The 16,186-nt window shown below is 69.5% G+C and carries 9 protein-coding genes; all 9 read left to right on the forward strand.

Annotated features, from left to right (window positions below; genetic code table 11):
* On the forward strand, window positions 1-982 hold a 982-nt coding region (locus FJ251_01835; protein MBM4116471.1), incomplete at its 5' end, for an HlyC/CorC family transporter.
* Entirely contained in the window at window positions 982-1,590 is a 609-nt protein-coding gene (locus FJ251_01840; protein ID MBM4116472.1) for a DUF502 domain-containing protein, read from the forward strand. The genes FJ251_01835 and FJ251_01840, both read left to right, overlap by 1 nt.
* Window positions 1,353-2,939 carry a magnesium transporter gene (gene mgtE, locus FJ251_01845; protein MBM4116473.1) on the forward strand — a complete coding sequence of 529 codons (1,587 nt, stop codon included), beginning with the start codon at window positions 1,353-1,355 and terminating at the stop codon, window positions 2,937-2,939. The genes FJ251_01840 and mgtE overlap by 238 nt, the downstream gene beginning before the upstream one ends.
* 2 nt (window positions 2,940-2,941) lie before the next feature.
* Complete coding sequence (gene recO / locus FJ251_01850; protein ID MBM4116474.1) at window positions 2,942-3,745, forward strand: DNA repair protein RecO; 804 nt, start codon at window positions 2,942-2,944, stop codon at window positions 3,743-3,745.
* Window positions 3,742-4,638 carry a glycine--tRNA ligase subunit alpha gene (locus FJ251_01855; GenBank protein MBM4116475.1) on the forward strand — a complete coding sequence of 299 codons (897 nt, stop codon included), beginning with the start codon at window positions 3,742-3,744 and terminating at the stop codon, window positions 4,636-4,638. Before recO ends, FJ251_01855 begins: the two co-directional genes overlap by 4 nt.
* Window positions 4,625-6,793: a glycine--tRNA ligase subunit beta gene (locus tag FJ251_01860; GenBank protein ID MBM4116476.1), complete on the forward strand. Its 2,169-nt coding sequence runs from the start codon at window positions 4,625-4,627 to the stop codon at window positions 6,791-6,793. Before FJ251_01855 ends, FJ251_01860 begins: the two co-directional genes overlap by 14 nt.
* 391 nt (window positions 6,794-7,184) lie before the next feature.
* Window positions 7,185-10,307, forward strand: a complete 3,123-nt coding sequence (locus FJ251_01865; GenBank protein MBM4116477.1) for a T9SS type A sorting domain-containing protein — start codon at window positions 7,185-7,187, stop codon at window positions 10,305-10,307.
* A 295-nt stretch (window positions 10,308-10,602) separates the two neighbouring features.
* A complete protein-coding gene (locus FJ251_01870; GenBank protein MBM4116478.1) occupies window positions 10,603-13,752 on the forward strand; it encodes a T9SS type A sorting domain-containing protein in 3,150 nt (1,049 codons plus the stop codon).
* Between the two features lie 293 nt (window positions 13,753-14,045).
* Window positions 14,046-16,151, forward strand: a complete 2,106-nt coding sequence (locus FJ251_01875) for a hypothetical protein (GenBank protein MBM4116479.1) — start codon at window positions 14,046-14,048, stop codon at window positions 16,149-16,151.
* Window positions 16,152-16,186 lie beyond the last annotated feature (35 nt).

Consider the following 16,186-nt stretch of genomic DNA (forward strand, 5'->3'; position numbering starts at 1 on the left):
GGGGGGCCGGCTCACCCGCCTGCTCGGCTGGATCTTCATTCCCGCCTTCTTCCTGCTCTACCCGCTGAACGCCCTCTTCGGACCGCTGCTCGGGTACCTGCGGCTGGGCGGCGGGCTCGAGTCGCTGGGGCCCCTGGTGTCGGCGCGCGACGTGCAGGACTTCGTCGAGCACACGGGCGGCGAGGACATCCTCGCCGAGGGCGAGCGCGAGATGATCGCCTCGATCGTCGAGCTGCGCGATACGCCGGTGCGCGAGGTGATGATCCCGCGCATCGACGTCAAGGCGCTCGATGTCGAGACGCCCTTCGCCGAGGCGAAGGCCTTCGTCGCCCGCTGCGGCCACAGCCGCATCCCGGTCTACAAGGATTCGCTGGACCACGTCCTGGGTATCCTCTACGCGAAGGACCTGCTGCGGCATGAACACGAGCACGCGCAGCAGCAGGGCGAGGGCCGCGTGGGCGCCCCGCCCGCCTTGCCCCTGATGGCCCTGATGCACAAGCCCTACTTCGTGCCCGAGACGAAGATGGCCGCCGACCTCCTGCGCCGCTTCCAGGCCCTGCGCCAGCACCTGGCGATCGTCGTCGACGAGTACGGGGGCACGGCCGGCATCGTCACCCTCGAGGACCTGCTCGAGGAGATCGTCGGCGAGATCCGCGACGAGTACGATCGCGAAGAGCGGCTCTTCGAGCTGATCGACGCCCGCTCGGCGCGCGTCGACGCCAAGATCGACCTCGAGGAGCTGGGCGAGATCGTCGGTCACACCTTCGTCGAGAGCGAGGAGGACTTCGAGAGCCTCGGCGGCCTGCTGCTCTACCACTCCGGCCGCATCCTCAAGCCCGGCGACGAGCTGACGCTCGATCCCTTCACTTTCCGCGTCGAGAGCGTCCAGCGCCAGCGCATCGCCAAGGTGATCATGATCAAGGACGGCCTCGCCGCCGACGTGCAGGCCGAGGGCAAGGCGGGGGCGGGAGGGGAGTCGTGATGCGCCGGCTGCGCCGCCACCTGCTGACGGGCATCCTCGTCACGCTGCCGACCGTGGTGACGATCTGGCTGCTCTGGCGCATCGTCGCCGCCGTCGACGGCATCCTCGATCCGGTGCAGCGCCGGCTCTACGGCATGGACATCCCCGGGGTCGGCCTGGCCGTCGTCTTCCTCGTGCTGCTGGTGGCCGGCGCGGTCGGCGGCAACTACCTGGGCCGCAAGCTGGTCGGGCTCTACCACCTCTTCGTGGTGCGCGTGCCGCTCGCGGGCAAGGTCTATCGCGCGGTGCAGCAGATCCTCGACGTCTTCCTGCGCGACAACACGCAGTCCTTCAAGAGCGTGGTCTGCGTGGAATTCCCCCGGCCGGGTGTCTGGGCCTTCGCCTTCGTCGCCAATACCACGCCGCCCGCCTGGGTGCCGGCCGACGGCCGCCGCTACCTGAACGTCTTCGTGCCGACGACCCCCAATCCCACCTCGGGCTTCCTGCTGCTCGTCCCCGAGTCCGAGGCCCGCGTCCTGCCCATCAGCGTCGAGGACGCCCTCAAGATCATCATCTCGGGCGGCGCCTGGGTGCCCGGCAGTCCCTTGCCTGCGGAGCCGCAGCCGTGAGCGAGCCGGTGAGCAGCCTGCGCGAGCGCCTCGAGGCCCTGCTCACCGCCGGCCGTGAGGCCGAGCTGGCGGCCCTGCTCGCCGAGCAACCCTCGGAGGAGTTGGAGGAGATCTTCACCGAGCTTGACAGCGACGAGCGCCAGGCCGTGCTGCGCCTGCTCGAGCCGGCCGCGGCCGCCGAGGTGCTGGGCGGCGTCGAGGAGGACATCCAGGAGGAGATCGCCGACGCGCTCAGCGAGCAGGAGCTGGCCGAGCTGGTCGAGGCGATGGACTCCGACGAGGCGGCCGACACGATCCGCCACCTCGAGCCGGCCGAGCAGGAGCGCGTGCTCGACCTGCTGCCCGCGGACACCGAGTCCGAAGTGCGCGGCCTGCTCCAGCACGAGGAGGACACGGCCGGCGACCTGATGATGGCCGAGCTGGCGGCCATCAACGAGAACGCCCTCGTCGCCGAGGCGATCGAGGAGCTGCGGGCGAAGGCCGACGAGATCCGGCAGCTCTACTCGATCTACCTCATCGACGGCGAGCGCCGCCTGCGCGGGCAGCTCGGCCTGCGCGAGCTGGTCATCGCCCGCCCGGGGATGCCGCTGAAGGCGCTGATGGAGCCGGTGCCCGTCACGCTGACGCCCGAGATGGACCAGGAAGAAGTAGCGGCGATCTTCCGCAAGTACGACCTCGTCTCGGCGCCGGTCGTGGACGCGGCCGGCGTGCTCGTCGGGCGGATCACCGCGGACGACGTCATGGACGTCCTCGCCGAGGAAGCCTGGGAGGACGCCTCGCGCTTCGCGGGCGTCGACAACCTCTCCACCCGCGCGCGCAACCTCTTCGCGGCGAGCGCGGGACGCCTGCCCTGGCTGGTCCTCGGCCTCGGCGGCGGGCTGCTCTCCGCGCGCATCCTCGCGCACTACCAGCTCGCGCTGAGCGAGGTGATCACCCTCGCCTTCTTCGTGCCGGTGATCACGGCGCTGGGCGGGAACATCGGCATCCAGTCCTCGACGCTCGTCGTGCGCGGCCTGGCCACGGGGGAGATCAAGCCCCACGCCCTGCCGCTGCGCCTGCTGCGCGAGCTGGGGATCTCCCTCTTCAACGGCCTGATCATCGGCCTGATCTCCTTCCTCGTCGTCTGGCTCTGGCTCGGCAATCCGGGGCTGGCGACCGTCGTCTCGCTCTCGATGCTGAGCGTGGTCATCTGGGCAACCACGACCGGCGCCCTCGTGCCCGTGCTCCTCGAGCGCTTCGGCCTCGACCCCGCCTATGCGACCGGCCCCTTCGTGACGACGACGAACGACATCGTCGACCTCACGCTCTACATGCTGGTCGCTCGCGCCCTGCGCTTCCTGCTGGTCTAGCCGTGGCTCTGCTCGCGAGCCGGGCGCGCGTCCTGCGCTGCTACGCCCTCGGCGAGACGAGCCTGATCGCGGTGCTGCTCACCGAGGAGGCTGGGCTCCTGCGCGCCGTCGGCAAGGGCGCGCGCGAGCTGAGGAGCCGCCTGCGCGGACTGCTCGCGCCCGGCGCCGCCCTCGACGTACAGGTCTACCTGAGGCCGCGCGGCGGCCTGCACCTGCTGCGCGAGGCGAGCGGGCGCCGGCCGCTGCCGCGCGCCGAGGCCGGGCTGGCCCCCCTCTGCCTGCGCCTGGCCGCGCTCGAACTCGTGGCGGCGACCACCGAGGAAGGGGAGGCGATGGCGGGCCTCTTTCCCCTGCTCGAGGAATTCCTCGCCCTCTACGAGACGGAAACGCCCCCCACGCCGGGCTGGAGCGCCTTCCTCGCCTTCGAGGCGGGCCTGCTCGCCCTGCACGGCGTCTCCGGCGGCGCCGACCTCGCGCGCTGCGGCCTCTGCGGCCGGCCGCTGGCGGCGGGCGAGACGCGCTTCCTGCCCGGCGAGGGCCTCTTCGCCTGCGGCGCCCACCCGGAGCCGGGAATGGCGCTTGCGCCCGAGGAGAGGGACTGGCTATTGTCGGTCTTCCGCGCGCAGCCCGCCGCGCTCGCCGCGCGGGAGATGCCGGAGGCCCTGCGCGTCCGCGTCGGCCGCGTGCTGCACCTCTCGCTCAGCCGCCACTTGCCCGGCTACAAGTCGCCGCGTTCGCTCGCGGTGCTGGGCAGTGCCCGGCGTGGAGACGCGGGTTCCCCCGCTGTCGAGGAGGAGGAGCCTTGAGCTACCAGGACATGATCCTGCGCCTGGCCCAGTTCTGGTCCGCGCAGGGCTGCACGCTGCTGCAGCCCTACAACTCCGAGGTGGGGGCGGGAACCTTCAACCCGGCCACCTTCCTGCGCGTGCTCGGGCCGGAGCCCTGGCGGGCGGCCTACGTCGAGCCCAGCCGCCGGCCCAAGGACGGGCGCTACGCCGAGAATCCGAATCGCCTGCAGCAGTTCGACCAGTACCAGGTCGTGCTCAAGCCCGAGCCCCCGGACGTGCAGGACCTCTATCTCGAGAGTCTGCGCACCATCGGCGTCGACCTCGATCGCCACGAGATCCGCTTCGTCGAGGACGACTGGGAGAGTCCCACGCTCGGCGCCGCGGGCCTCGGCTGGGAGGTCTGGCTGGACGGCATGGAGATCACGCAGTTCACCTACTTCCAGTCGGTGGGCGGCTACGAGCTGAAGCCGATCACCGCCGAGCTGACCTACGGCCTCATGCGCATCGCGATGTACCTGCAGGGCGTGGACCACGTGCTCAACCTCGACTGGGGCGGCGGCCTCACCTGGGGCCAGGTCAACGCCTCATTCGAGCGCGACTTCTCCGCCTTCAACTTCGAGCAGGCGGACGTGCCGCTGCACTTCGAGCTCTTCGCGCGCTTCGAGGCCGAGGCCCAGCGCCTGCTCGAGGCCGGCCTCGTCGCGCCGGGCTACGACTACGTGATCAAGTGCTCGCACGTCTTCAACGTGCTCGAGGCGCGCGGCGCGATCAGCGTCTCCGAGCGCACCGGCTACATCACGCGGGTGCGCAACCTGGCGCGGCGCGCGGCGCGTGCCTATCTCGCCCAGCGCGAGGCGCTCGGCTTCCCGCTGCTGGCGCCGGCCACGGAGGGACGCGATGGCCAGGGCTGACTTCCTGCTCGAGATCGGCTGCGAGGAGATCCCCGTCGCCTACATCGAGCCCGCGCTCGGGCAGCTCGCCGAGGGGCTGACGGCGCAACTGGCCGCCGCGCGCCTCGACCACGGCGCCGTGCAGCGCTTCGCCACCGCGCGGCGCCTCGCCCTGCTCGTCGAGAATCTCGCGCTCGCGCAGGTCGACCGCGAGGAGGAACTGACGGGTCCGCCCGTCGCCGCCGCCTTCAAAGACGGCTGGCCCACCCCGGCCGCCCTCGGCTTCGCGAAGAGCCAGGGCGTCGAGCTGGCGGCCTGCCATACCCTCGAGACCCCGCGCGGCGCCTACCTCGCCCTGTGCCGCCGCGTGCCGGGGCGGCCCGCCGCCGAGCTGCTCGCGGAGGGCCTGCCCGGCCTCATCCTCGGCCTGCGCTTTCCCAAGACGATGACCTGGGGCGACGGCGCGCTGCGCTTCGCGCGGCCCATCCGCTGGCTGGTCGCGCTGCTGGACGCGGAGGTCCTCCCGCTCGCGCTCGGCGGCCTGCAGGCCGGGCGCGTGAGCGCGGGGCGTCGCCAGACGGCGACGCCCACCGTCGCGATCCCCCGCGCCGCGGGCTACGCCGAGGCGCTGCGGAGCGCGGGCGTCGAGCCCGACCCCGCGCGGCGGCGGGGGCAGGCCCTCGCCAGCGCCCGCGCCTGTGCCGAGGCGCTCGGCGCGCGGCTCGTCGAGGACGAGGAGCTCGCCGACACGGTCAACTACCTCAGCGAGTGGCCCGTCGCCCTGGCCGGCAGCTTCGCGCCCGAGCTACTCGCGCTGCCGCGCGAGGTCGTGACGACGGCGATGAAGGCGCACCAGCGCTACTTCTCCGTCGAAGACGCGGCGGGGCGCCTCGCGCCGCATTTCATCGTCATCCTCAACGGCGAGCGGCCCGATCCGGCGGAGCTCCGGCGCGGCAACGAGCGCGTGCTCGCCGCGCGGCTCGCCGACGCGCGTTTCTACTGGGAGGAGGACCGCCGCAGCGGGCTCGCGGGCCTGCGCGAGCGCCTCGACGCCGTCGTCTGGATCGAGGGCTTCGGCAGCCTGGGCGAGCGCAGCGAGCGCCTGCGCGCGCTCGCCGCTCGGCTGGTGGACGCGCTGCCCGCGCTCGCGCTGGACCGCGAGGCCCTCGACTGGGCGGCGCGCTTCTGCAAGGTCGATCTCGCCAGCGAGATGATCAAGGACGGCAAGGAGTTCACCAAGCTCCAGGGCCTGATGGGCCGCGAGTACGCCCTCGCCGAGGGCGCGCCGCCCGCGCGCGCGGCGCTGCTGTTCGAGCACGTCCTGCCCCGCCAAGCGGGCGACGGCCTGCCCGCCTCCCGCGAGGGCGCGCTGCTGGCGCTCGCCGATCGCCTGGACGCCGTCGCCGGCCTCTGGCAGGCGGGCTTCGCGCCCACGGGGTCGAAGGATCCCTATGCCTTGCGCCGCCAGGCCCTGGCCTGCCTGCGCCTGCTGATCGAGAAGGAGCTGCCGCTGCGCCTGGACGCCCTGATCGCCGCGGCCCTGGCGGGCTATCCGGCGGCCGACGCGAGCGCGCTTGCCCCGGCCCTGCTCGATTTCTTCCTCGGCCGCTTCGAGGGGCTGATGGAAGAGGCGGGCGTCGCTCCGGACGTCTTCAACGCCGTGGTGGAGAGCGGCGAGCTGCGGGTGCTGGACCTGAGGGCGCGCGCCCTGGCGCTCAACGCTCTGCGCGGCGACGCCGCGTTCGAGCGGCTGGTGATCGGCGCGCGCCGCGTCGTGAACATCCTCGCCAAGGAGGGCCAGGCGAGCGACGCCGGGGCCGCGGGCGCCGACCTCGCGACCTGGGCGGCCGGGGGGGGCGCCCTGCCCTACGGGTATCGCCCGGAGGCGCTGCGCGAGCCGGCCGAGCAGGCGCTGCATGCCGCGGTGGCTTCGGCGGCGCCCGCTCTCGCGGCGGCGGCCGCGGCCCGCCGCTACGAGGGCGCCTACCGAGATCTGGCCGGACTGAGCGGCGCCATCGCCGCCTACTTCGACGGGGTCATGGTCAATGCCGAGGATCCGGCCCTGCGGGCCAACCGGCTGGCCTTCCTGCACAATCTCGCCCAGCTGTTTCTCCACTTCGCAAACTTCGCCCGGGTCGTGCTCGAGGGGGAGCGGGAGAGCGTCCCGGGTCGCTAGGCGGCGGCTGCGGGCATGCATGGGAGGGGGAGGGCTGTCAAGCCCCTTGTGGGGCCCTTTGGCGTCCGACCGGCATTACCGCGCCGCGACTTGACTTCGCAAACCCCGGACGCTTAGACTATTAGCACTCGGATTGGGTCTTCGTGTCTGGACCCGTGATGCAGGTCGGGACTTGCCAAGCCTTCCTGAAGCCTGAGCGGCGGGGACAGAGACTCCCGGAACTGGGGGCGGCCATCCTGCGGTGCCGCTGCAATTCCGGGCGGGGGCCCCCGTCCCGGGTCCCAACGGTCTCGGGGGAACGGAGTTCCAGGCCGAGTAGCCCCACGGGCCGGTCCGGATCTGGCCCGACTGAATCGTCTCGAAACAACCTTGCCTCAATTGGGGGGTAATAATGAAGAGGATCCTCTCTCTGACCCTTAGCCTCGCGCTGGTGCTGACGGCGGCGAGTGCCGGGTTCGCGCGGGATGTCGCCAAGGACACCCGTCTGAACTTCGAGCATCTCGGCTCCCCGCTGGAGCCCATCTCGACCACGGGCATGCGGGCAGACACGTTCTTCCTGTTTGCTGGGTCGGGCCCGGGTTCCTACGGTTCCGCGGGCACCAACGCGCGTGGCTTCACCTTCGACAACGCCGGCGGTCCGGCCACGGCTGGGTGGACGACCGTGGACGTGACGGCGCAGCCGGATGCCTACTGGCACCTGCAGGCGCTGACCCTGAGCAACGGCCACGCCACGGACTTCCAGTCGGCGGCCGGCCTGCCTCCGACGGGCGGCCCGGGCGGCGATACCGTGAACGACTACGCCTGGTGGTGCGGCCGTGCGAACGTCTGCGGCTGGATCAACCCCACCGGTTACGGCGGCGGCTGGAACCAGTGGCTCGAGCTCACGGTCCCGGTGGCGGCGACTGCCGGCAGCCTCGAGTTCGACTACGTCGGCGACTTCGAGGGCGATGTCTACGACTTCTTCACGCTGTACTCGAAGACCGGCGCCAACGATCCCGTCGAGCTGCTGAGCAACGCGGTCAGCGGCGAGCAGATCGTGACCCACTACGGGCCGATCGCCTTCGGGAACATCGACAAGCTGATCTTCGCCTTCGTGTCCGACGGCGGCTGGTCCGACGAGGACGGTTCCTTCATCACCGACATCGGTGCCGTGTGGATCGACAACATCGAGATCGACTACACCGGTGCGACGGACGTCGCGTGGAACTTCGAGAGCGGTAACGAGGCGGACTTCCCCGCGCTCGATGCCACCTTCCCCGCGGGTGCCGGCGCCTACGGCGCGCTGTATGCGAACCTGTTCTCCGAGGACATCTGCATCACGAACTCGACCTACGCCTGGGCGTTCTTCGATCTGAACACGACGAACCCCGAGTACCCGATCCCGGTGACTCCCTACGGTCCGCCGTACTTCGAGAACGGCATCCAGAGCCCGATGCTGGAGAAGGCGCACATGCTGGGCGACCCCGTCGGCATGAGCTTCAACGATGCCCACGGGTCGAACTCCCAGTTCGTGTTCAGCATCCTGGTCTACTGGGACATGCCGCTCAACACGCTGGTGTTCCTCCAGTCCGACGTGGCGGCGCGCACCGTCGAGGTGCCCTGCCTCGGCCAGTGGGCGAACAACAACATTGTGTACTACGGCGGCGGCATCACGGCGTGGCTGACCCATACCCGGGACTACACGCTGCAGCTGGCGACTTCGGCGGGGGCCGGCAACACCATCGATGGTGCCGTTCTCCGTCTGAAGACCCTCGACATGTGTCCCTTCTGGTGCAACGTCTACGGCGATGGTACCGGTCACACGCCCGCGCCCTACATGGATGTCATTTCCGCGCGCTTGATCAACACCTCGTCGATCGCCTGGGACATCGATGTCTTCCATCGCTTCCAGGACAACTTCCCCGAAGTGGGCGGCACGGTCCGGATCGACAGCGCCATCGACGTCCAGCCGGTCAGCGGCACGACCCTGGTCATCGGCGACTCCACGAAGATCAAGCTGAACATGGACGGCAACGGCGGCATCAAGCAGGACCTCACGAGTGTTCCTGGCGAGACCCGTCCGAGCCTGTACATGCACTTCCGCGTGGCGGCCGGCCCGCACGCGGGGTCCACGAGCGCGTTGATGAGCGACCCGGATGCCACCGACGGCATCTACTCGCCTCGCATCGGCACGACCGTCGTGAACGGCGAGACCTGGAACGTCGCGGTTGCTGATACCGCGCGCTACCAGGGCACCATCAGCCCGGGCTCGTATGCCTTCGACCTCGCGGAGGACTACTTCGTGGCGGGCGATGTCATCCAGCTGTACTACAAGGGCACCGCGGTCGACAACACGATGCAGACGCGTCCGGCTTGGGCCGAGAGCAGCAACCCCGATCTGCGTTCGTACTACATCGTGCGCTGCCTGCCGACGGCGGGTGCGACGATGCTGCTGTGCGACGACGATTTCGGGAATCAGCCCTGGTGGGACGAGGCGTTCCTGTACAACGGCTACGCCGGTTACGACGTCTACGCGACCCAGGCGCCGAGCTCCGGTCTGCACAACGGTCTCGGTGGCCGTGCGGAGGTCGGGGACATCGACCAGTACGACGTGATCGTGTGGGACAGCGGCGATCTGCCCAGCTACACGATCCAGAACGCGCTGCCCGACGACCTGACCTTCGACGACGTGCTGCTGGACGACTGGCTCAGGAACAGCGCCAAGAACACCTGCCTCTGGGTGATGGGCAACGAAGTGGCCAACGACCTCGATAACGAGGCGAGCTTCCTGAACATCAACCTGGGCGCGACGCACATCCTGGACGGTAGCCACTACAACGACGTGACCGGCATCCTGGTGCCGCAGGTGAAGTCGGTGCATCCGGCCCTGCTGATCGGCGGCCAGCAGCCCACCTTCCGGGTGGACGCCGGCTGTCCGTTCGTGCGCAACCTGGACCTCGTCGAGAAGAACGACGCCATGGCCGTCGATGCGATGGCCTGGAGCGTCGTCACGGGTGCTCCCACCTCGCGTGCGGGCATCTACAACACGGACCCGGATGGCAACGGCTTGATCACGAGCCCGGGCGGCTACACCAACCGGACGCTGTTCAACCCGTTCGGCTACTACGAGGTCTGGGACGAGGGCTTCGGCATTCCGCAGGGCTACGACTACGCGCGCCGTATGGTCGGCGACGTGCTGACGAACCTCTGTGGCTTCGAAGCCAACTCCACCCCGAACAACGCGGGTGAGGTGCCGGCGAGCTTCGCGCTCAAGGGCAACTTCCCCAACCCCTTCAACCCCAAGACCACGATTCGCTTCGCCCTCGCTGCCAGCGAGCACGTGCACCTGAACGTGTACGATCTCGGCGGCCGCCTGGTGAAGACTCTGGTTGACGAGCCGATGACGGCCGCCAACCACGAGGTGGTTTGGGACGGCACCGACAGCGGCGGCGCCAAGGTCGCCAGCGGCGTGTACTTCTACAAGCTCGTCGCGGGTGATTTCAACGCCACCGAGAAGATGGTGATGCTCAAGTAGAGCGCTCGCCTGCATCCTCTCGCGCGCGAACAACGCGCGCGACCCGGATGCAAGCTCGCTTGCGAGGCAGAGAGGGGGAGCCGCAAGGCTCCCCCTTTTTCTTGCGCTCGCGCGCGCCCTCTTGCGCTCGAAACAACGAGCGCGACCCGGGGCGCGCTCGCTTGCGGCCATGCCGCAACGGCTTGGGCGGCATCGGATTGCCGGGTTTGCCCAGGCGGCGGCGATGGGCTATGCTTAGCTGGCTTACCCCTGTAGCGCTCCCGCGGCGGCAGCCGCAGCCGATCGGGAGATGAAGATGCGCCGTTCGTCGCTCGCGTTCGTCACGCTGTTTGCGATCGGGTTCGCCGCGCCGGGTCTGGGCCGGGAGCCGGGGCCCCAGGAGCGGATCTTCTTCACGAGCGAGCCGCCTCCGGTCGAGTCCGCGCCCGCCGACCTGCGCGCCGACACGCTCTTCCTCTTCGCCGCTTCGGGGCCGGGCGCCTACGGGACGCCGGGCACCAACGCGCGCGGCTTCTCGTTCGACGACGGCGCCGGCGGCCCCGCCGCGGCGGGCTGGACGCCGGTCGACGTCACGGCCCAGACGGACACCTACTGGCACCTCCAGGATCTCTACCTCAGCCACGGCCACGGGACGGACTTCGCCGCCGCCGACGACTTCGCCGACGGCGGCCCGACGGCCGGCAACGACTACGCCTGGTGGTGCGGCCGCTCGGGGGCCTGCGGCTGGGCGCATCCGATCGGATACGGGGACGGCTGGAACCAGTGGCTGGTCCTCGCGGTGCCGGAGGCGGCCACCGGCGGCACGCTGGAGTTCGACTACGTCGCCGACTTCGAGGGGGACGTCTACGACTACTTCACGCTCTACGCGCAGAGCGCGGAGGGCGAGCTGAGCGAGCTGCTCGACAACCATGTCTCGGGCGAGCAGGATGTTCGCCACTACGGCCCCCTCGCCTTCGGCGAGGTCGCGGCCTTGATCTTCGCCTTCGTCTCCGACGGGGCGTGGTCGGACGAGGACGGCTCCTACGTCTCCGATGTCGGCGCGGTCTGGCTCGACAACTTCGAGCTGGACTACACGGGCGCCCCGGACGTGGCCTGGGACTTCGAGAGCGGCGTCGAGTCCGATTTCCCGGCCCTGACGGCGAGCTGGCCGGCGGGCGCCGGCGCCTACGGCGCTCTCTACCGCAGCCTGTTCTCCGAAGACCAGTGCATCGTCAACTCGAGCTACGCCTGGGCTTTCTTCGATCTGGGCACGACGAACCCCGAGTATCCGATTCCCGTGATCCCCTACGGGCCGCCCTACGTGGACAACGGGATCGTCAGCCCGGTGCTGGACCGGGCGCACTCCCTCGGCGATCCGGTCGGGGAGCCCATGGACGATGTCTGGCACGGGCCCAGCCATCTCCTCGTGCGCTGCATGACCTACTTCGACCTGCCGCTGGAGGCGCTGATCTTCTGCGAAGTCGAGGTGCAGGCTGCCGTCAGCGAGTTTCCCTGTCTAGGCGAGTGGGAGTACGGTGGCGGCGTGTACTACGGCGGCGGTGTGGTCGCCTGGCTGAGTTGGACCCGCGACCGCACGCTGCAGCTGTTGAGTTCGGCGGGTCCGCACAACATCGTCGGCGCGCGCGTCAGGTATCGCGTGATGGACATGTGTCCCTTCTGGTGCAACGATTACGGCGATGGTACCGGTCACACGCCGGCGCCCTACTTCGACACGATCAGCGTGATGGTTATCAACGGCTCTCCGGCGAACTGGAGCGTGGACAGCTGGTGGCGCTTCCAGGACAACTTCCCGGAGGCGAACGGCAAGGTCCGCATCGACAGCGCCATCGACGTCCAGCCGTACAGCGGCACGACGTTGGTCATCGGCGACTCCACGCTGATCAAGCTGAACATGAGCGGATACGGCGGCATCCGGGGCGACTACCTGAGCGTTCCGGGCCAGGTGCGTCCCAGCCTGTACCTGCACTCGCGCGTGGTCGCGGGCCCGAATGTGGGCAGCACGAGCCCGGCGATGGGCGATCCCGATGCCAGCGATGGCATCTACTCGCCGCGCATCGGCACCGCTGTCGTCAATGGCGAGACGTGGAACGTCGCGGTTGCCGACACCGCGCGCTACCAGGGCGCGATCAGTCCCCACTGGTATGCCTTCGACTTCGCCGAGGACTTCTTCATGCCGGGCGACATCATCCAGCACTACTACAAGGGGATTGCTGTCGATAACACGGTGCAGACGCGTCCGGGATCGGCCGAGAGCAGCAACCCCGAACTCCGCAACTACTACGTCGTGCGCTGCCTGCCGACGGCGGGCGCGACCCTGCTCTTCGTCGAGGATGGCCGTCTGGTCAGCGGCTACTACCAGGGCGAACCGACTGCGGACCAGCGAATCGCCGGCTACTGGCAGGAGGCCTTCCGCTACAACGGCTACTCCGGCTACGACATCTACACGACCCAGGCCCCCAGTTCGGGATTGCACAATGGTCTGGGCGGTCGCGCCGAGATCGGCGACATCGATCAGTACGAGGTGATCGTCTGGGACAGCGGCGATCTGCCCTCGTTCACGATCCAGAACGCGCTGCCCGACGATCTGGCCTTCGACGACGTGCTCCTGGACGACTGGCTCAGGAACAGCGCCCACAACACCTGCCTCTGGGTGATGGGCACCGAGGTGGCCAACGATCTCGATGACGAGCCGAGCTTCCTGAACGTGACGCTGGGCGCGACGCACATCCTGGACGGTAGCCACTACAACGACGTGACCGGCATCCTGGCGCCGCAGGTGAAGTCGGTGCATCCGGCCCTTTCGATCGGCGGCCAGCAGCCCAGCTTCCGGGTGGACGCCGGCTGTCCGTTCCCGCGCAACCTGGACCTCGTCGAGAAGAACGACGCGCTGGCTCAGGACGCGATGGCCTGGAGCGTCACCACCGGTGTCCCGAGCGCGCGGGCGGGCATCTACAACCTGGACCCGGACGGCGACGGCGAGATCACGAGCCCGGGCGGCTTCACGAACCGGACGCTGTTCAACCCGTTCAGCTACTACCAGGTTCGGGACGAGGGCTTCGGCGTTCCCCAGGGCTACGACTACGCGCGCCGTCTGGTCGGCGACGTGCTGTCGAGCCTCTGCGGCTTCGCGCCCAACGGCCAACCAGATGGTGCCGACCTCGCGCCTGCGCGCACGGCCCTGGCCGGCGCCTATCCCAATCCCTTCAACCCGTCGACGGCGATCCGCTTCGCGCTCGCCCAGCCGGAACGCGTTCACCTGGAGGTCTTCGACCTTGGCGGCCGGCGCGTGCGGACCCTGGTCGACGGGCCGCTGCCGGCGGCGCAGCACGAAGCGATCTGGGACGGCGCCGACGCAGTCGGCCACCGACTGCCGAGCGGGGTCTACTTCGCGCGGCTCGTGGCGGGGGACTACCGGGCCAGCGCGAAGCTGGTGCTGCTCAAGTGATTCGCTCCCCTCGCGGCTAGCCGCCCGGGAGGTCTGCCCGCGGTCGCAACGACGACCGCGGCGCAGGTGCCCCGGGGCGCCGTTTCGCGCCGGGAGCCACCCCCCGTATCGCCCCCGACGCCCACCCGGCACGCTGCCCGACGCCCCCGGGTCGGGGCGGCGACCCGCCGGCGGGTTCCGGGCTTCGGGGTTGACTTTGAAACGGGCTAAAACCTATATTGCACACGCTTTACCCCACTCAGACCTGCCCCTGCCCTGAGTCTCCACCTGCCGTGTGGAAGGAGTGGACCATCATGCTGGGGATCGACCGCCGCCTGCGGAGCGCTCTGCTCGTCGCCGCGGGCGTCGCGCTCGCCGCCGGTCTCGGCTGCCGTCGCGAACTGCCGGAGCTCTTCGACCGCAACAAGGCTCCGGAGACCTATGTGACCGCCGCACCGGTGGAGTCCCTCTTCGACGGCTTCCGCGTCAACCTCAGCTGGTACGGCCTCGACCCGGACGGGGAGATCGCCTACTTCCTCTGGGCTTGGACCGACTCTTCGCGCGCCTACTTCTCGGCCTGGAATCCCGAGAATCGCGCCGAGGACCGCATCCTGCGCGAGGGCCTCTTCGACGCCACCCACCTGACGACGCGCAACGACTCGCTCTTCACCATCCAGGCCAACGACAACGGCGGCACCTCGCGCGACGTGACGTTCAACATCACCGCCGTCGACGACCAGGGCAAGCGCGACCCGGTGCCCGCGCGCCTGTACTTCTTCGGCAGCGTCGACAGCCGCCCGCAGGTCATCTGGCTGCAGGAGCCGCCGGACACGCTCGACGCCGGCGAGTCCTTCGCCTGCCGCTTCACGGCCACGACGAAGAACGGCTACATACTGGGTTACAAGTGGGCCTCCGGCGCCGACCCCGCCTTCGAGCCGCGCAACAAGAGCGGCGACCAGATCTGGACCCACCAGATCGAGGACGACTGTGCGAACGTGCCGGCCGAGTATTGCGGCTACCAGGATTCGACGGCGATCACGCTCAGCTTCACCAACGACATCGGTGGCGCCGACGCCGACATGGTCCAGTTCTACAAGTTCGGCACCTTCCTCATCAAGGCGAGGGCCGTCGACCTGGCCGGGGTCGAGTCGGAGCTGAACACGACCGTCGGCAGCCTGAGGGGAGCGGTCGCGCCCATCCTCAACCGGGACCCGGACACGCGCCTGCGGCCCTGGGACGGCGCCGAGGACTACCCGGTCTTCGTCCGCTACAAGCAGACGAGCGATTCACCCTACACGAGCTACGGCCTCAACGCCGTGCTCGTCGACACGCTGCCGGACGGCAGCCCCGCCCCGCCCGGCTTCCACTACGCCGTGCGCGAGACCGTGCCCTGGGGCGAGGCGACCTGGATCCGCTTCTTCTGGCAGGGCTGGGATTACGACGACCCGATCATCGCCGCCGATCCCGAGGACATCGTCGGCGCGGAACAGGACACGATCAAGACCCGCTTCCAGATGAGCTACGCCTGGACGAAGCTGAATCTGACGAACGGCTTCCCCTTCACCGCCAACTCGAACGGGCGCTATCCCGCGGGCGGTCGGCTCGGCTATCCCGAGCAGCTCGAGTTCGCGGCCTTCGGCGAAGCGGGGAGCGACTTCGAGATGAACATCCTGCCCGTGGACTACACGGTCTACGGCTATGCCCAGGACTACTTCGAGCGCGTCGACGGCACGCCGGTCTCCGTCACCTTCACCGGCGGCTACTCCTCGTTCGTCGACAGCATCCTGGTCGGCGCCGTGGGCTCCACCACGGCCGTCAATCTCACGACGCTGCCGGCGGGCGACCCAGTCCGCATCGCGCTGCATCCTTCGCCGATCCCCTTCACGGGGGAGCTGGTCACCTGGGATCCCGTCACGCGCACGTTCAGGCTCGAGCCGAGCGCGGTGAGTGGCACGTTCCCGAACATCACGAACGAGTTCAACCTGACGCTGACCTTCTTCGGTCACGACGATCCTCGCAACGGCCAGTACGCCCAGCTCGGCCGCGGGCGCTGGGATCTGATCGACCCGGACTACCCGTTCAGCAGTTTCCAGTTCGTCCCCGATGTCTTCGAGCCGGCGAACCAGACGACCGTCCAGTTCTGGAAGGACGTCTTCCCGGGCAACGCGCTCCCGCCCGCGGAGGGCAGCTTCACGGTCCAGCTCCGCATCCGCGAGACCTTCTGGTTCGAGGCGCCGCCGACGCCGGCCTACCTCGGCCCGAAGACCTTCCAGGCGGAGTTCTGCAACACGATTCCCTCCCAGGTCGTCACCGAGCTGATCGAGGAATCGGCGCAGCGCCAGATCGGTCTGACCAACATCGGCCGGGTCAGCCGCCCGCTGCGCGCCCAGATCGACATCCAGTACGTGCCCTACCTCTAGCCCCAGGGGAGGGCGACCGGCCCCTGCGGGGGTCG

The organism is bacterium (assembly GCA_016873475.1).
Lineage (GTDB): Bacteria > Krumholzibacteriota > Krumholzibacteriia > JACNKJ01 > JACNKJ01 > VGXI01.